Origin of the sequence: Cocleimonas flava (assembly GCF_004339015.1) — a bacterium.
Taxonomy (GTDB): domain Bacteria; phylum Pseudomonadota; class Gammaproteobacteria; order Thiotrichales; family Thiotrichaceae; genus Cocleimonas; species Cocleimonas flava.
Genome location: NZ_SMFQ01000005.1, coordinates 107374 through 128159, shown reverse-complemented (window position 1 = coordinate 128159; position 20786 = coordinate 107374). Strand labels below are relative to the sequence as shown.

The following is a 20786-nucleotide window of genomic DNA, read 5'->3' as shown; positions in this document are numbered from 1 at the left end:
CCGATAGCCTTTATTCGAGGAGAAGTAATAAACCTCTAAGCGACGAAAATCTCGCGCAAATTAAAACTCTTATTGCCACATACATATATGTACGAATAGTTAGCCGAAATATGATCTAACAGCGGATTAAATCCGTATTGAATCTATTGAAAGAGAATAACAAATGTAATTTTTTTGATTTCGTATTCAAATTTATTGCATAGTACTGTCATACAAAAATTAAGGGATAGGGTTTATGCTAGGTGTTATCGGAGGATCGGGTTTATACGATTTAAAAGGGCTAAATATAATTAATGAACATGAGGTTAAAACGCCCTTTGGTGCGCCGTCTGCGCCAATTCTTGAAGGCGAATTCTCTGATCAAAAGATTCTATTTTTATCCCGCCATGGTAAAGGACATCAGTTTTTACCGCATGAGGTTAATTATCGTGCCAATATTTTTGCATTAAAAAAATTAGGTGCAACCAAGGTATTTGGTGTTTCTGCTGCGGGTAGTTTACGCGAAGAAATTAAACCGGGTGATCTTGCTATGCCATCGCAATATTTTGATCATACCCGTGGTCAACGGGATTATACGTTTTTTGGTAATGGCATCGCGGGTCATGTTTCAACCGCTCATCCTGTTTGTCCTGCGTTAAGTGGCGATATTGAATCTGCTGCAAAACGACTAAAACTCGATATCCATACGGGTAAAAGTTATGGCTGTGTCGAAGGGCCAAGGCTTGGTACACAGAGTGAAAGTTTCTTCTTACGTGATCAAGCGAAATGCGATTTGGTCGGTATGACGAATGTACCCGAAGTGTTTTTGGCGCGCGAAGCACAAATGGCTTATTCGACGGTCTGTCTGGTTACAGATTATGACTGCTGGATGGAAGATCCTTCGCAACATGTGAGTGTCGAGAAGTTCTTTGAAGTGTATGGTGGCGCGTTGAATAAAGCCCAGGATTTACTCGCTGAACTCCTTAAATCTCCCCTTACGGAAACGCCTGACAGTATTCGCAATAGTTTAGCTGCTTCAATTTTGACGCCTGATGAAGCCATTAGTGAAGAGCAGATGCATTGGTTAAACGTTTTACGTGGCTAAACCTAATAAGCAAGATGAACAGTGCCTCGAAAATTTCAGCATTATCATTCCGAGCTGGAATCAGGAAACAGCGTTAAATGCTTTATTAGAAAAATTGGAAAATACGGGTGCCGAAATTATCGTTTCATCCGAAGGTTCACGTGCGAAAAGCCTTAATGCCGGGGCGAAAAAAGCCACTCGAAAAATACTGTGGTTTGTCCATGCGGATAGCCAAATCACTAAAGAGAATATTCAAAGCCTGATTGTTTCTTTGAATCAATTTCCTGATGCCTTACATTATTTTAAATTGCAATTTGCCGAAGGTGGGTTGAGTGCAATAAATGCTAAAGGGGCTAATCTACGCTCCTCTTTATTTGACTTACCGTATGGAGACCAGGCGTTGTGCCTGTCTAAACAGCAATTTGAATTGATAGGTGCTTATCCTGAAGACACGCCTTATGGAGAGGATTTACTTTTCGTTCGTTTAGCGAAAAAATGTCAGGTTAAATTGGTCGAAGTGCCTTCTTTTCTTATTAGTAGTGCGCGCAAATACAATTCACAAGGTTGGGTGAAAACCTCTATTACCCATTGGTATATCATGTTTAAACTTTTGCTTAAAAAATTATGAAAATAGCTATCGCAATCTTTGTTAAAACCCCGAATGTCTCTCCTTTAAAAACGCGTTTAGCGGCGTCTTTAGGAAAAGAGAAGGCGTTGCATTTCTATAATTTAAGCCTTAATAGTATTGTTAGTACACTTAAGCAAACAGAGACTAACCCTTATTGGGCAGTGGCTGAAAAAGAGTCTCTGGATAATCCGCTGTGGAGTGACTTTAATAGATTGCATACCGGAGAAGGGGATTTAGGGGATCGCCAAAGTCACGTTTACCACGAACTGTTAAAAACGCATGATGCCGTTATGTTAATCGGTGCAGATGCGCCGCAGTTATCTATTGAAAAAATAGAACAAGTGATCGACGCTCTAAAATCTCACGATTATGCGATTGGACCTGCAACTGATGGTGGTTACTATTTATTAGCGGGGAAGAGAAGTATTCCCGATCAGGTTTGGGCAACAACACCCTGGAGCGATGTTAAAACCAAAGAAATTTTAGTGGCTCAATTAGATTCAAAACCTTACGAGCTAGATGCACTGACCGATGTGGATACTGAATCTGATCTCAAGATTATGCTTTCTGAAATGCCACAGAGTTTAAATGAGAATCAGGTAAAACTTAAAGAGTGGATAGGGGAGCTGTGATTAAAACGAGCCTAGAATCTGATTGTTTCTAGGCTCGTAGAAGTAATATTTAGACGAATTCAGCGTCTTTAATCAGCGGTAGCGCTACAAGAACCTCCACCCAATACGCAAAATTTAGAACAGTATTGATGGTTTAAGTACACGCGTTTTGAGCTTTCTTTTAAGGTTGAATCAAATTCAAACTCTTCAGAATAAGGCAATAAGGTACAGGCGATAACAGCTGGTTTCTCTGCGCCTTTTCGTTTAACCACCATGCGAGAATTTGAACACATAATCTCATCGGGTTTTACGTTTAAAATATCCCAGCACTCTGTGGTGATTTCTGGAACAGATGCTGCTTCGTCCATTTCAGGGAATAGTACTAACTCCACAGGATCAGCAGCATTAATCTTGATATTTTGAGTTTCAAAAAGCCCTGCATAGCCGAGTCGTAAGTCTTCTATCTCTTCTCCCCAGCGTGTTCTGCCGGCGATATTGATGTTGAAGCCATTATCAGAAAGCCATTTTAGTCCGTTTAAGGCGATTTCCCATGTACCAAAGCCGCGTTCTTCATCATGCATTTTTCGCTTAAAGTGATCTATTGATACTCGTAAGAGAAGCTGGTCTTTGTATTGCTCATTGATCTTAATTAAAGCATCTTTATGTCGCATCATCGGGCGCATTGCGTTGGTTAAAACAACTAACTTAAACCCACGGCTTAGGCATTCTTCGATGATTGGGATAATGTCGGGATTCATAAATGGCTCGCCACCGGTGATTCCTATCTCCGTTGTTGCCATTTCTTCGTCACGAATTTCATCCAGATACGTTTTTACTTCCTGATAGGTCATATAAACCAGGGCATCGTTTTTGGGTGATGATTCGATATAACAATTTTCACAGGTAATATTACAAAGCGTACCGGTGTTTAACCAAAGTGTATCTAGTTTGTTTAAATCGACATAAGCGCGTGATTCATTGTTTGCTGTGGTGAGATAATTTTCAAATTTATTCATTTTTACTATTCTTAAACTCGGTCTTAAACCCGGTAGGCCTCAACGTAAATAACATAGAGTACTCTTACGGAGAAACATTTATTTTAGATGTTTTTTTGAGAAGTTAATTCAAAAAAATACAAAGAAATTCGCTCGCAGCTATTTTAACTGCTCTCTATTATGAAGTATTGAACACACTTGTGGTTCATTCAGGAGTACTTCTACTTCAGTAAAAAGTATTAACGTGTGAACTATATGAATCACAAGAAATACAAAGCTTTGTAATCTTTCGAGTTTTTTTAATAAAACTTCTATTTAACATCATCCAAGCAGTTCATTCATACGTATAACAACCACAACAATTTTTGACATGGGGATTAACCTTTAAATGACACCTTACTTAATTGGCATAACTGCCCTTGTCTTGATGGCAAGCATCGTTATTTCTCCACGTATTCGCACGATTGAAGGCTTCTATCGAGGCTACTCAGAAACAGGCATCGCGCCATCACTCTGGACCTTAGTCCTCTCCCAAGTCACCACCTGGATATTCGCTCGTTCATTGATGACGGCAGCCATTCTCGGTTTTTATTATGGTATTGCAGGCGCACTAGCCTATGCCGCGTATTATTTTAGCTTTGTCACTGGTGGCGCAATTATTAATCACCTGCGTTTTAAACACGGCTATGACAATGTACAAGGTTTCTTAAGCGCTAAATTCGGCGCAACAGGCGCAGGCATGTATAACTTTGTGGTGATCTTGCGATTACTCAGCGAAGTATTTGCCAACTTAATTGTCGTAGGCGAAATCTTTGGCTTAAAAGGCAGCCTCGAATATTTCTCTGCGATGCTGGCAATCGGTGTGATTACTGTTGGCTACTCATCTATGGGAGGCTTACGCGCCTCTTTACGTACGGATGTTTTACAGTCGGTATTGGTTATCGCACTTGTCGTTATCTTATTTATCGCTATGTTATTTAATCCTGCTTTTGACTTGGGTGCCGTATTTAACTCATCACCTGATATCAAATCGCCTGGTTGGGTGTTGTTAGTCGTCGCAGGTTTGCAGGTTTGGAGCTACCCATTACATGATCCGGTGATGATGGATCGCGGGTTTTTAGCCGATCAGGAAACGACAAAAAAATCATTCCTGCATGCCGCATGGATTTCGATAGTGTGTATTTTAATGTTTGCACTTTTAGGAGTGTTTGCCGGTTTAAATAACCTGGAAAGCGAAGGCATGATGGACGCACTCACTCGCTTATTCGGTCAACCTATCATGGCTGTATTTAGCGTTGCGCTCATAATCTCTGCCTTATCGACGCTTGATTCTACTTTTTCTAGCGCCTCAAAACTTGTCGTTAAAGACATGAAATTACTCCCCGAAACCATGATGTCGGGACGTATTGTGATGGTCGCCTTTTTGATAGTAGGTGGCTTGTTCTTACTCTGGGATAGTAAAGACCTTTACGCAGCAGTAGCAGTAAGCGGGACCTTATCCATGTTCTTATTACCGATTATTGTATTTTGTATCTGGGGTAATCGCGATGTTGCTTTATGGCCCGTGGTAGTGACTTTTGTGGTGACCGTGTTTGGTGGTATTACTTATATCACCGAAAGCTCAAATTACACCACCTGGATGTTTGATCTGTTCGGCTATGAACACAAATATTCAAAACTATTGATTATTTGCATCACCATTACGATCGTAGGTTTTGTCTCTTTTGCATTGGGGCTAAAAGAAAAAGAAAGAAATATTAAGCAGCGTAATCTCGGTTAAATAAAAAAACGCCCCGAAGTAGGGGGGTGGAAATTACTAATAAACAAACAAATCAACAAGGACATTAAATTAACTTTGGCATGTGTTGTGCATGTTTACTTTATATGGCCGACCATTAGAATGGCGGCTTTTTTGTAATCATGGCAAATAGGTAAAACATGTCAAAGCAAAATGAGATCCAGCCGAAGTCCTATCATTCTATCAGGGAAGACCTGTTAGCATTGACGATGGCATCTTTGTTTGTCTCCATGGGGATTTACTTTTTCAAGTATTGCGGTTTCCTTACTGGCGGAACAGCTGGCATTGCTCTGATGTTGCAACAGATTATGCCGTTATCATTTGGCCAGCTTTTCTTTGTTGTGAACTTACCGTTTTACTATCTCGCATGGACGCGCATGGGCAAGCGCTTCACGTTTAATACTTTTACCTCGGTCACCATCGTTTCGTTCTGTACCGATAATCTGCATTACGTTTTTTCATTAGAATCCATTAACCGTTACTTTGCGGCTGTTGCAGGTGGCTTGCTGATTGGTATGGGAATTTTAATTATGTTTAGGCACGTTTCCAGTCTTGGCGGTCTAGGGGTTCTGTCTAAATACATGCAGGACCGTTTTGGCATCAGTGCCGGTAAGTTTCAGATGTCAGTCGACGTTTGCATTGTGGCTTTAGGGTTTTTCATCGTGCCTTTAGACTTGTTATTACTGTCCATTGTTGGTGCAGTTTCCATGAATATTGTGGTCGCTTTTGGGCATAAACCCGGGCGTTATCATATTGGTTGAACCAGGAAAGCTTGGGCTTTTTAATATCTATCATTTCGAACCGAATGAACAAAAAATGCCCTATAAGTAGGGGGGTGACTAATTGGTAAAAAGTATTATCTTCAATACTTTTTCGACTAATAAAGTAGGTTATTTTCACTCAGTTGAGAATTCTCAAGGATATATTCAAGACCTATTAATATCATATTACTTCAAGATACTTTACATCTTGGTGAGACAAGTCCTTTCTAATCGTATCAGGCTTTCTTAACCCTTAAATTTTGGAGTTTAAAATGAAAATCGGCGTTACTTCACAGAATTTTCGCACCATTACTGGACACGCAGGAAAAGCTCGACGTTTTTTTGTGTATCAGTTAGATGACGATAAGCAACTTAAAGAGCTGGAGCGAATTGATTTACCCAAAGAAATGTCACTGCATGAGACCGGATCGGCAAGCCATCCTATTGATGAACTTGATGTTTTAATTACAGCAGGGTGTGGAAGTGGATTTGAACGTAAGATGGCAGAGCGTAATATTCGTTTGGTAAAAACCAGCGAAACAGATCCGCTGATTGCTGTTAATGCTGTTGTTGAAGAACTGATTTCAACTCATGTATAAATTATTAGTTGTAAGTTATAAGTTGATCTGGCTATGGGAACTCCGGTAAATCACGATAACTGTTTTGGTTTTATTTCCTCATTCTTATCTGAATATAAAAAAAGCCCGAATTATATCGGGCTTTTTTTATATTACTTAAATGGTTGATGTTCGCATTATTTTATTATCCAAAGATCCGCTGAATCGGGTAAGTCCAAGCGCAACCAATACTACGATTGCTCCCACCCAAGGGGTATTCATTAATCCAGATGCTTCAACGATTAAGCCACCACTCCATGCGCCTAATGCTATTCCAACATTGAATGCGGCTATATTTAAACCAGATGCTACATCGACGGCATCGGGTGTATATTGTTCGGCTAATTTTACAACGTATATTTGTAAACCGGGTACGTTACCGAAGGCAAATGCCCCCCAGATTAATATTGTGGCAACAGCTGCTATTGGGTTCGGTGCAGTAAAGTTAAACATTAACAGGATAGCTGCTAGCCCACCAAAAATGATAGTTAGCGCTTTAATTGGCCCCAATTTATCTGCCATTTTACCTCCTAGAATATTACCGACAGCAACGGATAATCCGTATACCAGTAGTATTAAACTAATCACGTTATCCTGAATATTGCTTACTTGACTAAGAATTGGCGCTAAGTAAGTAAAGGCGATGAAAGTTCCACCGTAGCCAATGGCGGTAATCGCGTACACCAATAATAATCTGGGATGCGTGAGTACTTTAAATTGTGCAGAAACTTTTGCGGGTTTGGATTGTTTCAAATTATTCGGTACTAAAATCGCGCTCCCAATCATCGCAAGTAAACCTAACGCCGAAACAGTTAAAAAGGTGGCTTCCCATCCATATATTTGACCGATATAAGTCCCTAAAGGAACGCCTGTGACTAATGCTACAGTTAAACCCGTAAACATAATTGCTATGGCGCTGGCGCCTTTTTCTTTTGGGACTAAACCTGCAGCGATGGTAGAACCGATTGAGAAAAACACTCCATGCGCTAACCCGGTTAAGACACGAGCAATGATCAAAGATTCGTAATTTGGTGCCTGCCAGGCAACCAAATTGCCGACCACGAATAGCGCCATGACTGATAATAAAACATGTTTTCTATTCCAGCGACTTGTTAGTGCAGTCAGAATAGGCGCACCTACTGCGACACCCATTGCATATAAGCTGACGAGCAAGCCCGCCGATGGAATTGAAACATTAAGATCTATTGCCATTGTTGGTAGCAAACCGACAATAACAAATTCTGTTGTTCCTATGGCAAAAGCACTCAATGCTAATGCGAGTAATGCTAACGGCATTTTAATCTCCTGATTTGTTGTAAAAAATATGTAAAGTTAAAAATATTTATTGTCAGCTCTTAAACAACACTAACAATCTTGTGAAAAGCTGAGAGGTACCTATTATTATCTGTTAGACTTTTTCAATAAATGTCACTATTGACAAATTACTTTTGTAGAAAATGGTATTAATGTGAATTTAAAAACACGATCAGATGATTTGGAACTTTTACTCGCGGTAAATGAATATGGTGGATTCTCTGTAGCTGCTGAAGCATTAAATATTCAAGTTGCACGCATTTCTCGCGCTGTTGCGAAGGTAGAAAATGCACTGGGTACAACGATTTTCACACGGACGACCCGAAGAGTGACGTTAACTGATGAAGGCAGACAATTTGTAAATGCGATAAGTCTTGGTTTAGAGCAAATTCATAATGCTGAAATTAATATCACCACACGTACTAATTTACCTGCAGGTAAGCTACGAATAGATGCCGCAAGCCCCTTTATTTATCATCAGCTAATACCTCACATGCGAGAGTTTACAGAGACCTATCCCGATATTGAGGTTGAGCTTAGCTCTAATGAAGAGTTTGTTGATTTGATAGAAAAACGCACCGATGTTGCCATTAGAATCGGTAAATTAGAAGATTCAACCTTACACGCCAGAGCTTTAGGAAGAAGCCCCTTGTACATTGTTGCAAGCCCAGAATATATCGATAAAAATGAGATCGTGGTGACCCCCCAAAATCTGTCTAATCATGAGATTATTGGCTTTTCAACTATCAAAGCGCTTAACAAATGGCCGATTAAGGGTATGCCTACTATTACACCTACTATTACAGCGAGTAGTGGAGAAACAATGCGCAAATTAGCATTGTCTGGGAATGGTATCGCTTGTTTATCTGGTTTTATGGTAAATGAAGATATTGCTTCAGGAAAGTTGCTGACGCTGTTAGATTCTTATCGCATACCTGATACGGATAGAGAATTAATCAACGCTGTCTATTATCGATCTTCAAACGTGGCTAAAAGAGTATCTGCCTTTATAGATTTCATTAAACCTAAATTGAATTTAGGATGATCGTTTAAATTAATGACGAGAAACCAACAACCAGAAACTAACAATGCAGGATATGATGTGTATCGAAGACGAAATTGCTAAACAATCACAATCACAATGCGAACAGAGACACGAAGAGCGTACTATTCATAATATTTTAAAAAATACGAGCATTGTATAGGTTAACAAGTCGTAGCTTATTAAAAATAAAAAAGCGTTTTAAATTACATCGTAGAGAGAGGTACATATTTTATACGTATGGTGTTTTTCTTTAATCAATAGACATAATTTGAACTCTTTACAATGACTCAGTACACCAATAACTAAAAGGGCTTAATAAAAAGGATTTTGTATGTTTCTCTCAATGCGTGACAAGTTACGCGGTGCTTTTCAGCGGGCTGGCAGTTATCTGAAAAGCCGATGGCAAAAGTTGCGCGATCAGCCAGATTTGTCTATTCCAGCTGTTGATACAGCAATCAAAGTTGATACTCTTGAGCTTAAACCGCCGCGTAAGTTTGATGCGCAATTGCGAGAAGTAGCTGCATTAGAACATTCTGCCGAGCCGTTATCAGGACAGACTCATTCGCGTAGTTGCCTGCCGATGATTGGTTCCTGGTTTTCCCGTCGTCGAGATTATCTGGTTTATACGCCTGCAGACTATGTTGAAGGTGAACCCTTGCCAGTCGTCGTTGTGTTGCATGGTTGTCGTCAGACTGATGATGATATTCGTGCAATTAGTGGTTTCGATGCAATTGCCGAACGCGAACGCTTTATTGTGGTTTATCCATTCGTGACGGGCTATTTGAGCCTGCGCAATAAGAATTGCTGGGCGTGGTGGATGAAGCAACACATACAGGCCGGATCGGGGGAAGTGGAGGATATCGGTCGTATTATAAAACAGGTGCAGGAAGAATTTAGTGTTGATCCAAAACGGATTCACATTACCGGATTGTCGTCGGGCGCAGGTATGACGGTAGCGGCATTGGTCGCGCACGGTAGTTTATTTGCTTCGGGTGCGAGTGTGGCGGGGGTGGCTTACGACGAGACGGCTAGAGCGGTGAAGACGGTTTCATTTTTATCGGTACACTATCGTTCCTTAGGCCTTATTGTGAAACGCATGCGTGATCAAATCGCGCTAAATGGTCACGGTCGATTGGCGCCATTACTGGTGATTCAGTCAGAAGCGGATGAAACAGTTCCTTTGCAAGCAGGGCTGAATTTGCGCGATAGTTGGTTAGCCTTCAAGGAGATAAATCCTGCAGAAGTCACGATGCTAGCCGATACAACCAGAGGAATTAACTGGCAATACCAGCACTATGGTCAGTTTGGTACCGATAAGTCAGTGGATTTTCTCACTGTCGACCAGTTATCTCATGGCTGGATAGGTGGCTTGCCCGGGTCTTACAGTGATACACGCGGGCCGAATATTTCTGAAGTGATCTGGTTGTATTTTAATCGTTAATTAAAAGCAATTAAGGACATTAGTTTAGCGGCTAGCCTTAAACGCTAACGTTAGATATTCGCTAACATATATAAAAAAACGCCCCAAAGTAGGGGGGTGGCTAATTGCAGCCCTTTGGTCGTTTATTTTGAAAAAAAGCGATGGGTATTATATATTTATTTTGTTAACAAAATAAATTTCTAAATTTTAGATTCAATTATAATAAAAACAGTCATGAAAGAATTCGATTTCAATTTTCGAGATATCGTGGAATTTGCTAATGATGTCATCATCGTTACCAAGTCAGATGATATTGATAATCCGGGGCCTGAGATTGTCTATGTCAATGAAGCCTTCACCAAGCTTTCCGGATATACCGCCGAAGAAGTATTAGGTAAAAACCCCAGAATTTTACAATCTGAAGAAACAGATGGTGAGACTAAGAAAATCATCAGAAAAGGATTAGAGCAAAAAGTCCCTGTTAGAGTAACCATCAAAAATCAAAGTAAATCCGGAAGAGGGTATTGGCTGGATTTAAGTATTCATCCCTTAAAGAATCCGCAAGGCGTTATCACTCATTTTGTGGCAATTGAGCGTGATGTGACAGAGCAGAAAGACGTGGAGGAAAAACTCGAGGTTCTATCAAGAACCGACCCTTTAACCGGCTTGATTAACAGAAGAACCTTTGACGAAATTCTGGATAACGAACTGCCTCATTATCATCGAAGTGGTGAAGTGTTCTCATTGCTGATGCTCGATATCGATCACTTCAAAAAGATCAATGATGATTTTGGTCATTTAGTTGGTGATACCGCTATTCAGACTATTTCTCTGGCGTGCGAATCAAACTTAAGAATGTACGATCGCATGGCAAGAGTCGGTGGGGAAGAATTCTGCGTATTGTTACCCGCAACCAATAAAGAATCTGCTTTAGTTATCGCCGAAAAGATAAGAGAAATTGTTTCTAACACACCGATCAAGACGTGTAATGGGGATATTTTGGCAACCATGAGTATCGGTATATCTGAAGTTGAAAATTCAGACACGGACCATACGAAAATTATAAAAAGAGCCGACGATAATTTATATAAAGCCAAAAAAACAGGGCGCAATAAAGTGTGCGCCTAGTTAAAAGTATTACGAGTGACAACCGAGTAACAACCGTGTAACAACGATCTATCACGCTTTCCAGCAGGATAATCTAATCCCCCATTTCAACCGCTAACATCGAGATAGAACCACTTTCAACACCATCAATAGGAATGCTTATCGACTCATCTGGCAGACTCGCGCCGAGTACATAAAGCAGAGGCAGATAGTGTTCTGGTGTTGGGATTGATAATGCCGCATCAGGTCCCAGGTTTTTATATTCAATCAGGCTTTTATGATCTTTTGACACTAATAGATCTTTGACTTTATCCTCAAATCGAATCGCCCAGTCATGCTGAGTTTGGGTGGCGTTATCACCCGTATAATGCCTTAGGTTATGCACAATATTACCGCTACCGATAATCATCACATTTTCATGTCGAAGCTGTTGAAGCTTTCGCCCAAGTTCATAGTGAAATTGCGCAGGTTGATTGGAATTAATACTGATCTGCACCACGGGAATATCTGCATTTGGGTACATGTGTTTTAGTACCGACCATGCGCCATGATCTAATCCCCAGTTGTCGTCTTGATGGACAGAAATGGGCGATAATAATTCTTTCACACGTTCAGCAAGTGCTTGATCGCCCGGTGCGGGGTATTGAATCTGGTATAACTCATCGGGAAAACCATAAAAATCATGAATTGTTTTTGGTGAAGTACTCACTGTTACGGCCGTTTTGGGCTCGTACCAGTGAGCAGATACCATCAAGATAGCACTCGGTTTAGGCAAACGATCACCGATATCTTTCCACGCTTTGGTGTAGCGATTATCCTGTATCGAAATCATTGGACTGCCATGCCCGACAAATAAGGTAGGGAATGGCTTGTTTTTGTTGAGTGCTGTTTGGTTCATATTCTTCATTTCCCAATTAAAATTTTGCGATGCTAACGTTTTCTGTCTTATGACTCTTTATCAACACTCCAGATACCCGCGCCTTTCGTTGCAATAAACAAAAAGATGAAACAGTAAAGTGCAATGATCTCTCCGCCATTGGCGATAGGAAGGAATGATTGAGTGCCATGAGACATCCAATATCCAATCGCTGACATGCCGCTAGCAATGAATGCTGCTGGTCTTGTAAACAAGCCGATCATAATCAACAACCCTGCAACCAGTTCAATAGCGCCGGCAGCTGTAGTCAATGGTGATAGAGGCCATGGAAAATCGACTGGAAAGTTGAAGAACTTTTGAACGCCATGAGAAAGAAACATAAAGCCTGCAGTGATTCTTAATAGTGCGTAGCTCTGTGGTTGATAATTATCTAGAAATTTTAACATTGGGTTTACCTTGTCTTTAATGGTGTGATTGGTTTTAAGCTAATCATTAATTATTAGTGATTTAAAAAAAATTATTTGCGACCGCTAACAAAAACTTTATTAGTCACTGATGGTGCGTCGTAGTTAACTTTGTCAGCCGAAACTGTTTGAGTTGCTTCAGTGTTAGTTGCGAAAACGCCCTGATCATTATCTTGTCCAGCGAAAGCAGTTTGACCTGCGACTAGAGCTGTAAATAGCGCTGAAAAAAGTGTGCCTGCGATGATTGCTTTAGTGTTCATAGTTTTATTTCCTTTAGGTTAATTTGGTTTGGTAGGAGTTATTTCCTGCCGATAAAAGAATATTAACTGTTGTCGTAAGAAGGATAAATATCGAATTTAGCAAATGATTGTTCACATATTAAGAATTATTGCTGTCGCGTCTGTATCTGTGTGGGTAATGGTGCTTACATTTTTATTCAGTACTATTTTTCTTAGGCAAAAAAATAGCCTGATCAAACGATCAGGCTATTTCTTTTTCGGGTGTTGCATGTACATTCTTTGCTTCAATGTACATGCTTCTTTCAAGTAAGCGATTATTTTCTACCGCTTACTACAGACTCAGAACTGTCAACCGTTGGTGCATCGTAATTAACTTTGTCAGTTGATGCTGATTGAGTCACTGCAGTGTTTGCAGTTAATTCTGCGAAAACAGTTTCGTCTGTATCTTGTCCAGCGAATGCAGACTGGCCTGCGAAAAGTGCTGTTAAAAGTGTGCCTGCGATAATTGCTTTAGTGTTCATGATTAATTTCCTTTAAATTTATTTGTTTAATATGTTTGTATAATTTGGTTTTGATTCAGTGTTAATCGTTAGTGATTACTTACGACCGCTAACAAAAACTTCATTAGTCACTGATGGTGCATCGTAATTAACTTTGTCAGTTGATGCTGATTGAGTCACTGTAGTGTTTGCAGTTAATTCTGCGTAAACAGTTTCGTCTGTATCTTGTCCAGCAAAAGCAGATTGACCTGCGAAAAGTGCTGTTAAAAGTGTGCCTGCGATGATTGCTTTAGTGTTCATGTTTAAATTCCTTTGTATTAATTAAGTTTGGTAGGAGTTATTTCCTGCCGATGAGAGAATATTAACTGTTGTAGAAAAAAGGATAAATATCGAAAATAGCAAAAGTTTGTTCTTGTATTTGGAACAATCAGTCAAAGGTGTGGATATGGCGTTTGAATAATGGATCGAATAAAAAAGTGCCTTAAAGTAGGGGGGTGACATTAAAAGCACACCTTTTTGGTGCGCCGCTTAAGTTGTTTATATCGAAACCCCTCATAACTCTTCGTATTAATTTTTATTGTTTTTGGCATGTTGTTTGCTGTGTTTTGTATCAAAGGAATAGTCGTATTTTTAGTCCCTGGTGTTAAAAAATATGATGACCTATTCGTAACCTTAAAAGGCAAATACACACAATGAGCAAAAAGTCCGTCACAGAACAATCTGTAATTTCACTGTTAAATAAAGTCGAATTATTTCAAGGTATTAGCGATGAGGATTTAGCGCTTTTTGCAGAACATGCTCAATCTCAGGATTTTAAAACAGGTGATGTTCTGTTTAGGACAAATGACTATACCGACGCACTGTATGTTGTTGCATCTGGTAGTGTTCAGTTATTTGATGATCAAGGTGATCGAGAGAGAAGCCTGACTGTATTTTCGACCTATGAGTTTATCTGCGAAACCATTCTGATTGCACCACCTCATAAACAAGGGGTTTGTGCACGGTTGTTATCGGAAGGAACGTTGTACCGATTCGAGCGCGAAGCATTACATCATTTACTCAGTCAACGTGGTGATTTGGCGTTGACAATTTCTGCTACTATTGCGCAAATTATTATTCGCCGGATGGAGCACGCAAACAGTCGTTATAAAAATATATCCGCGCTTTACCGTGCTCGAGGTCGACGTGTTGAGCATGATTTGCTGGGCGAAAAAGAAGTACCAGCAACGGCTTATTATGGTATTCAAACGCTTCGAGCGTTGGAAAACTTTGACATCAGTGGCATCACCTTAAACTTTTATCCTGACTTTATTAAAGGACTCGCCAAAGTAAAGAAAGCTGCGGCGATGGCAAACCACGATTTAGGTCATATCCCGGATAATATTATCGGCGCGATCTGTCAGGCCTGCGATGAGATTGGGATGGGCATGTTACATAACCATTTTATTGTAGATATGTTGCAGGGCGGAGCAGGAACGTCGACCAATATGAATGCTAACGAAGTGATTGCCAATCGTTCTTTAGAGATTCTGGGACATCAGCGCGGTGAATATAAATATTGTCACCCGAATAATCATATCAATTATTCTCAATCAACCAACGATGCTTATCCAACCGCAATGAAAGTTGCACTCATGGACACCAACGATAAGTTACTGGTTGAAGTGCATAAGCTGATCGCGATTATTGATGATAAGAGTTTTGAGTTTTCCGATATCCTGAAAATGGGCCGTACCCAATTACAAGATGCAGTACCAATGACCTTAGGTCAAAGCTTTAATGCGTATGCCACCAGTTTACGAAATGAGATTAAACGCCTGAAAACCTGTAGTCATTCTTTTCTAACGGTGAATATGGGTGGAACAGCGATTGGTACAGGACTCAATGCAGATCCTCGCTATAGAGAGCGAGTCGTACAACACTTATGTAAAGTGACAGGACGGGATATCGTATTGGCTGATGACTTGATTGAAGCCACGCATGATACGGGTTCGTTGGTGATGTACTCATCAGCGCTTAAACAACTCGCGGTAAAACTGTCTAAAATCTGTAATGATCTTCGTTTACTTTCATCTGGACCACGCGCCGGACTCAACGAAATCAACTTACCGCCAATGCAACCCGGTTCTTCGATCATGCCAGGTAAAGTTAATCCAGTTATTCCCGAAGTGGTTAATCAAATTGCCTTTAAAGTAATTGGTAATGATTTGACGACAACCTTAGGGGCAGAAGCAGGGCAACTTGAACTCAATGTGATGGAACCTGTGATGGTTGAAAGCCTGTTTGAATCCGTCGAAATTCTTAAACGCGGTATGGATATTCTGGGTAGTCGTTGTATTGCTGGAATAACAGCGAATGAAGCAACCTGTTCAGATAATGTAAAGAACTCCATCGGGATTGTTACAGCACTTAATCCACATCTGGGTTATGAAGTTTGTACGGCTTTGGCTAAAGAAGCGCTGGATGATCATCGCAGTGTTTATGATTTAGTTCTGGAACAACAGTTACTCTCTAAAGAACAATTAGATGATGTGCTAGCACCGGAAAATATGGTGCGTTAATCGAGCGGGCATCTTTTAATCCACTGAAAAAAAGGCGCCAAAGTAGGGGGGTGACCACAGTAAACGGTGTTAATTGATAGGTGTTTACTGATTATTGGCCAAAGCCTTTTGGTACAACCACTATTCCGTTTTTCGAGAGGGTAAAGCGTTTGGCATCTTCCTCTTTGTCATAGCCGATTATCATTCTTTCTGGTATTTGCACATGTTTGTCGACGATACAGTCGCGTAATTTAGCACCAGCACCTATCTGTACATGATCAAAAATAATACTGGATTCGATGTGGGCGTTTTCATTGACTCGGACATTCGCGGACAGGATAGATTTAATTATCGTCGCATCTATAACCATTGAACCGCTGCCGATAATGGCGTTTTTAATTTTACCCTGTTCGTTATCGTGAGCCGTGATTATTCTGGCGGGTGGATGTTGACCGTGATAGGTGCGTATCGGCCATGATTTTTGATACAGATTTAGTGGCGGTTGAGGCGAAAGCAAATCCATATTGGCATCGAAATATGAATCTATCGTGCCTACATCACGCCAGTAGCGATCTGGTGTTACCCGTCCTTCACTGCCGCCGAATTCATAGCCAACCACATTATGTGATTTGATTAATAAGGGCAGAATGTCTTTGCCAAAATCATGTGATGATAAAGGGTTAAGGTTATCTTTGCTTAAAGCATCAACCAGGGTATCAATATTGAAAATGTAAATCCCCATCGAGGCCAATGCAAACTCTGTTTGATTAGGCATGCAGGCGGGGTTCTCGGGTTTTTCTTCAAACTGAATGACCTGACTTTGTTCATTAATGGTCATAATGCCAAACGCGCTTGCCTCATCAATAGGGACTTGCATGCAGGCGACTGAAAGGTCAGCCTCAAATTCATTATGGTGTTCTAGCATAGCGCCATAATCCATGCGATATATGTGATCACCTGACAGAATCACAACTTTTTTAGCGCCACTGCTTTCTAGTAAGCAGATGTTTTGATAAATCGCATCAGCCGTACCTTTATACCAGGAATCTCCTGTGCGCATCTGCGGCGGAACTGCGGTTATATATTCCCCAAGTCCAGGATTGAAGATCGACCAGGCATCACAAAGGTGTAATTGCAGTGAATGAGATTTGTATTGAGTGAGCACCAGAACGCGTCGAATACCCGAGTGTAAACAGTTGCTCAGGGTGAAATCAATGATGCGGTATTTACCGCCAAATGGGACACCTGGTTTAGCTCGATCTGTGGTTAAAGGTTGTAGGCGAGAACCTTTTCCACCTGCTAATAAAATGCAAACAGCATCTTCGAATAAGTTGCCTGACATACGTTTACCCTCAATGAATATGATTACGCATAAACTAACGAAGTGTTAATTTATTCGTCTATATCCTCCTCAAAAGTACAGCAAATAATTGCTTAAATGGCACTTTTAAATTTCTTATTCTTCTTCTTTGTTCGTATTGTTTTTATTCAGTTCTTATTTATAGGTGATTGTTATTATTAATAAATAGTAAAGTGATATCTTACGAACCCGCCTAAAAAAATTTTACTATGAGAGGCAGAGCTATTAGTAAATTGATTACCGCTTTCGCATTTAGTTTACCCTACGAAGCCTATATGGCGCTATCGCTTATCAATCTTACTTTCTTTTTTGTAGTTACGTTTGCCATATCATTAATGATTGAAGCTACAATAAAAAAGCCCTTAAAGTAGGGGGGTGACTTATATCTTTTCTAATTCCTGTCGATTTCTATAAATGTGAAATACATCACAGCTCCCAAAAATCATTTGTTATATAAATAATCATTAACTCAACAAGTGTTGCAGAACCGAGAGTTTTGTAACGTGCTTTGATAGATTATGGGAGTGATGAAATGTTGGACTTCAAAATAAAAGACGTTTTTTCCGCGCTGTGGAAAACTAAATCATTCATGTTATTTAGGTTTCTGATTTATTTTGGCATTACTATCGCGTATGTGATCGCCACCGGCGCGGGTGCTGGGGTAGGTTCCCTTATCGGTAAAGTCGCTGGCGAGTCTGAGGCGGGCGCCTTCTATGGAATTATCGGTGGCTTTGGACTGGTTACGGGCATATTGTTTTATGTGCGTGAGTACTTGCTCTATATGGTGAAAGCAGGCCATATTGCCGTCATCCTGAAATATCTGGATAAGGAAGAAATCCCATCAGGTAAAGGCCAAATCAGTTATGCGCAGGCCATCGTTAAAGACCGGTTTAAAGAAGCATCGGTTTTGTTTGCGGTGGATCAAGTGATCAAGAAAGTCGTTAAGTTTATTACCAGCCTGTTTGAAGGCATATTAAGTTTTCTGCCGTTTATTCCCCAGCCGATAGTTAAATTCGTCAATGCTATCGTTAAAAATTCAACGACCTATGTTGATGAAATTATCCTCGCCTATAACATCAAAAATGAAATAGATAATCCATGGGAAGGCTCTAAACAGGCTGTTGTGCTGTACGCCCAAAACTATAAAGTCTTTCTAAAAAATGCGGTATTTGTAACAGTTATCAGCTGGATTTTAACCGCATTGGTGATGTTATTAACCTTCGGACCAATTGCTCTTTTGTTACAACTAACCGGACAAGTCGGTGGAATGTGGCCACTGATGATCGCGATAGTCGCTTCGATAAGTATTAAAGCGGCGTTAATAGATCCGTTTGCAATGACAGCCTTGATGCAGGTGTTCTTTAAAGTAACACAAGATCAACAACCCAACCCTGAATGGGAAGGCAAGTTAGAACAAGGCTCGAAAAAATTCCGCGAAATGAAAGAAAAAGCCATGAGCTGGGTAAGCACTAATACTGGTGCTGGTAGCGCTGATGTTGGTAATACTGGTTCTGGTAACACTAGTTTTGATAACAACGGCGTCGTTGACGACGATAGCCCAACAGTCAGGTTTAAAACGACAACAGGTCAGGGCTAGCTTAGCTATATGTCATTAACCCTTGGCCCATGCCTCTGCATGCAGTTGTAATTCACCCAGACCATTTGGTAAGCCCGTTCTTTGTCTGGTATTCCAGATATTGACGAACCCATGATCAACGCCCGGGAAAACTTCGTAGTCGTGTAGGATATTTAAATTATTCAGGTATTGATGAATCACAGGTGATGCTTTTCGCCCCATGTTTAAGGCGAACTCATCTCTATCACCAATTGAAATACGCAGTGGAATGCCTCGGTTTCTTATCTGCTGTTGGTTTTGCAGGGCAATTCTTTTGGTTTCATCCAGCGCGTAGTCACTCACAAACGCATTAGCGACTGCAGATGAAAAGCTGTTTGGGTACTTTAAAGCGTAATGAATTGCACCGCGAGAACCCCGAGAGTGGCCATGTATTGCCGTGGTTCTAGCAGACATACCCGCTCTGAATTGCTGACGAATGTATTGACGTAATTCATTGCTATTTTCACTGGTCAATAACGTTTCATTGCGTGCAGAAGACCATTGTTCTTCCACCCTCCCATTTAATCGACCTGTACGTAATGACACAATCACCATCGGTGGAATTGAGCCTTGGGCTATCCATTGATTTAATTGCGATGCCGGCACACTATCGGGGAAGCTATGCTCCCAACCTAACTGACCGTGTAGAAAAAACACCAAAGGATACGTTTTGTTGCTATTGCGTTTCCATTCTGGCGGAAGGTAAACGGAATAATCAACAAGTCCGCGAGAAGGGCTTATGAATCGTGAAAAGGTATAATCACCGGGTTTTAAGTTTTTGGCTAGTCGTTGCGTATAAACAGCTTGATTGGTGACACTGGCTCGATTGCGTTGCAGTGAATCTTCTCGAATAAACCATCGAGGCCTGCCTTCATTGACCGTGGCGAATCGGTCATAAATACCTTCTCGATTATAATCGAATTTAAGCTCGTTACCGTCGTCGAATCTGTAGCGTATTGGAGTGATTTTTTGTAGTTTTGATTTAACACCAAACATAGAAACCAATAGATTTCCGTTTTGCTCACTGACATCAAAACTCACTTCCGAACCAGCAAACAAACTGTATTTACCCGCGAGCTCTGTAGTAGTGGGTAAGCTGGAAGGTTTAACGGAAGTGGTTCTTTGCGGGCTAACAGAGCAGGCTGTGAGCATCATCATTAATGAGAGAAGTAAAAAATTGGACGTCAAAAAATCATGCAAACGTTTCATAGCTATTATCACCGGGTTTTAAGTTTTTGGCTAGTCGTTGCGTATAAACAGCTTGATTAGTGACACTGGCTCGATTGCGTTGCAGTGAATCTTCTCGAATAAACCATCGAGGCCTGCCTTCATTGACCGTGGCGAATCGGTAGCGTATTGGAGTGATTTTTTGTAGTTTTGATTTAACACCAAACATAGAAACCAATAGATTTCCGTTTTGCTCACTGACATCAAAACTCACTTCCGAACCAGCAAACAGACTGTATTTACCCGCAAGCTCTGTAGTAGTGGGTAAGCTGGAAGGTTTAACGGAAGTGGTTCTTTGCGGGCTAACAGAGCAGGCTGTGAGCATCATCATTAATGAGAGAAGTAAAAAATTGGACGTCAAAAAATCATGCAAACGTTTCATAGCTATTGTTTCCCAGATGCCATTCTGAACTTAGTAAGCTGCAAGCTTATCATCTATCCATTAATACTTGTGTCTAAATGAATGTTATTAGAAATCTCTGGATCCAAAATACATAGGCTGAATAAGAAGATTAATTATTATCGCTGTTAAAAGGATTGGATAAAAAGTATGGGGCGGCTTAGAAACTATTCAGCTTAAAGTGGAAATGGTGAGTATAATCAAT

At 40.6% G+C, this 20786-nt stretch carries 21 protein-coding genes; 11 read left to right on the top strand and 10 right to left on the bottom strand.

Annotation, left to right across the window (positions count from 1 at the left end; translation table 11 throughout):
* Positions 1-235: 235 nt before the first annotated feature.
* From EV695_RS17025 to EV695_RS17015, 3 genes are read left to right on the top strand one after another with little or no spacing between them, the layout of a single operon-like run.
* Entirely contained in the window at positions 236-1084 is an 849-nt protein-coding gene (locus EV695_RS17025; protein ID WP_131907221.1) for an MTAP family purine nucleoside phosphorylase, read from the top strand.
* Complete coding sequence (locus tag EV695_RS17020) at positions 1077-1691, top strand: glycosyltransferase family protein (RefSeq protein ID WP_131907220.1); 615 nt, start codon at positions 1077-1079, stop codon at positions 1689-1691. The genes EV695_RS17025 and EV695_RS17020 overlap by 8 nt, the downstream gene beginning before the upstream one ends.
* Complete coding sequence (locus tag EV695_RS17015; protein ID WP_131907219.1) at positions 1688-2323, top strand: TIGR04282 family arsenosugar biosynthesis glycosyltransferase; 636 nt, start codon at positions 1688-1690, stop codon at positions 2321-2323. The genes EV695_RS17020 and EV695_RS17015 overlap by 4 nt, the downstream gene beginning before the upstream one ends.
* Positions 2324-2391: 68 nt before the next feature.
* Here the strand turns inward: EV695_RS17015 and EV695_RS17010 are convergent, their stop codons facing one another.
* Positions 2392-3318: a radical SAM protein gene (locus tag EV695_RS17010; RefSeq protein WP_131907218.1), complete on the bottom strand. Its 927-nt coding sequence runs from the start codon at positions 3316-3318 to the stop codon at positions 2392-2394.
* Between the two features lie 367 nt (positions 3319-3685).
* Here EV695_RS17010 and EV695_RS17005 point away from each other — a divergent pair, with 367 nt between their 5' ends.
* The 3 genes from EV695_RS17005 to EV695_RS16995 all read left to right on the top strand — a co-directional run bounded on the left by EV695_RS17005 (position 3686) and on the right by EV695_RS16995 (position 6455).
* Entirely contained in the window at positions 3686-5077 is a 1392-nt protein-coding gene (locus EV695_RS17005) for an SLC5/6 family protein (protein WP_131907217.1), read from the top strand.
* Between the two features lie 221 nt (positions 5078-5298).
* Complete coding sequence (locus tag EV695_RS17000; RefSeq protein ID WP_207907142.1) at positions 5299-5856, top strand: YitT family protein; 558 nt, start codon at positions 5299-5301, stop codon at positions 5854-5856.
* Between the two features lie 272 nt (positions 5857-6128).
* Entirely contained in the window at positions 6129-6455 is a 327-nt protein-coding gene (locus tag EV695_RS16995; RefSeq protein WP_131907215.1) for a NifB/NifX family molybdenum-iron cluster-binding protein, read from the top strand.
* Positions 6456-6590: 135 nt separating this feature from the next.
* On the opposite strand, the gene EV695_RS16990 is transcribed toward EV695_RS16995, so the two are convergent.
* Positions 6591-7769: an MFS transporter gene (locus tag EV695_RS16990; RefSeq protein ID WP_131907214.1), complete on the bottom strand. Its 1179-nt coding sequence runs from the start codon at positions 7767-7769 to the stop codon at positions 6591-6593.
* A gap of 172 nt (positions 7770-7941) precedes the next feature.
* Between EV695_RS16990 and EV695_RS16985 the strand changes: the two genes are divergently transcribed.
* The 3 genes from EV695_RS16985 to EV695_RS16975 all read left to right on the top strand — a co-directional run bounded on the left by EV695_RS16985 (position 7942) and on the right by EV695_RS16975 (position 11380).
* Positions 7942-8832 (top strand): LysR family transcriptional regulator, encoded by an 891-nt coding sequence (locus EV695_RS16985; RefSeq protein WP_207907141.1) that lies wholly within the window; start codon positions 7942-7944, stop codon positions 8830-8832.
* 331 nt (positions 8833-9163) lie between these two features.
* A complete protein-coding gene (locus EV695_RS16980) occupies positions 9164-10273 on the top strand; it encodes an extracellular catalytic domain type 1 short-chain-length polyhydroxyalkanoate depolymerase (protein ID WP_131907212.1) in 1110 nt (369 codons plus the stop codon).
* 213 nt (positions 10274-10486) lie between these two features.
* Complete coding sequence (locus tag EV695_RS16975; RefSeq protein WP_131907211.1) at positions 10487-11380, top strand: sensor domain-containing diguanylate cyclase; 894 nt, start codon at positions 10487-10489, stop codon at positions 11378-11380.
* Positions 11381-11453: 73 nt separating this feature from the next.
* Here the strand turns inward: EV695_RS16975 and ygiD are convergent, their stop codons facing one another.
* The 5 genes from ygiD to EV695_RS16950 form a co-directional block, all read right to left on the bottom strand.
* Entirely contained in the window at positions 11454-12257 is an 804-nt protein-coding gene (ygiD, locus tag EV695_RS16970) for a 4,5-DOPA-extradiol-dioxygenase (protein WP_131907210.1), read from the bottom strand.
* 47 nt (positions 12258-12304) lie between these two features.
* On the bottom strand, positions 12305-12682 hold the full coding sequence (locus EV695_RS16965; RefSeq protein WP_131907209.1) for a DoxX family protein: 378 nt from the start codon (positions 12680-12682) through the stop codon (positions 12305-12307).
* 71 nt (positions 12683-12753) lie between these two features.
* Positions 12754-12960, bottom strand: coding sequence for a hypothetical protein (locus EV695_RS16960; RefSeq protein WP_131907208.1), 207 nt, complete (start codon positions 12958-12960; stop codon positions 12754-12756).
* Positions 12961-13253: 293 nt separating this feature from the next.
* The gene (locus tag EV695_RS16955; RefSeq protein WP_131907207.1) at positions 13254-13460 is read right to left on the bottom strand and encodes a hypothetical protein; all 207 of its coding nucleotides are present in this window, start codon (positions 13458-13460) and stop codon (positions 13254-13256) included.
* Between the two features lie 75 nt (positions 13461-13535).
* The gene (locus EV695_RS16950) at positions 13536-13739 is read right to left on the bottom strand and encodes a hypothetical protein (RefSeq protein ID WP_131907206.1); all 204 of its coding nucleotides are present in this window, start codon (positions 13737-13739) and stop codon (positions 13536-13538) included.
* Positions 13740-14131: 392 nt separating this feature from the next.
* Between EV695_RS16950 and aspA the strand changes: the two genes are divergently transcribed.
* Positions 14132-16000 carry an aspartate ammonia-lyase gene (aspA, locus tag EV695_RS16945; RefSeq protein WP_131907205.1) on the top strand — a complete coding sequence of 623 codons (1869 nt, stop codon included), beginning with the start codon at positions 14132-14134 and terminating at the stop codon, positions 15998-16000.
* 91 nt (positions 16001-16091) lie between these two features.
* On the opposite strand, the gene glgC is transcribed toward aspA, so the two are convergent.
* Positions 16092-17321, bottom strand: a complete 1230-nt coding sequence (gene glgC / locus EV695_RS16940) for a glucose-1-phosphate adenylyltransferase (protein WP_131907204.1) — start codon at positions 17319-17321, stop codon at positions 16092-16094.
* Positions 17322-17871: 550 nt separating this feature from the next.
* Here glgC and EV695_RS16935 point away from each other — a divergent pair.
* On the top strand, positions 17872-18936 hold the full coding sequence (locus tag EV695_RS16935; protein ID WP_207907140.1) for a hypothetical protein: 1065 nt from the start codon (positions 17872-17874) through the stop codon (positions 18934-18936).
* A 15-nt stretch (positions 18937-18951) separates the two neighbouring features.
* On the opposite strand, the gene EV695_RS16930 is transcribed toward EV695_RS16935, so the two are convergent.
* Both EV695_RS16930 and EV695_RS16925 read right to left on the bottom strand, forming a co-directional pair.
* Positions 18952-20163, bottom strand: coding sequence for an alpha/beta hydrolase (locus tag EV695_RS16930; protein ID WP_131907203.1), 1212 nt, complete (start codon positions 20161-20163; stop codon positions 18952-18954).
* Positions 20147-20563 carry a hypothetical protein gene (locus tag EV695_RS16925; protein WP_131907202.1) on the bottom strand — a complete coding sequence of 139 codons (417 nt, stop codon included), beginning with the start codon at positions 20561-20563 and terminating at the stop codon, positions 20147-20149. The genes EV695_RS16930 and EV695_RS16925 overlap by 17 nt, the downstream gene beginning before the upstream one ends.
* Positions 20564-20786: the final 223 nt, after the last annotated feature.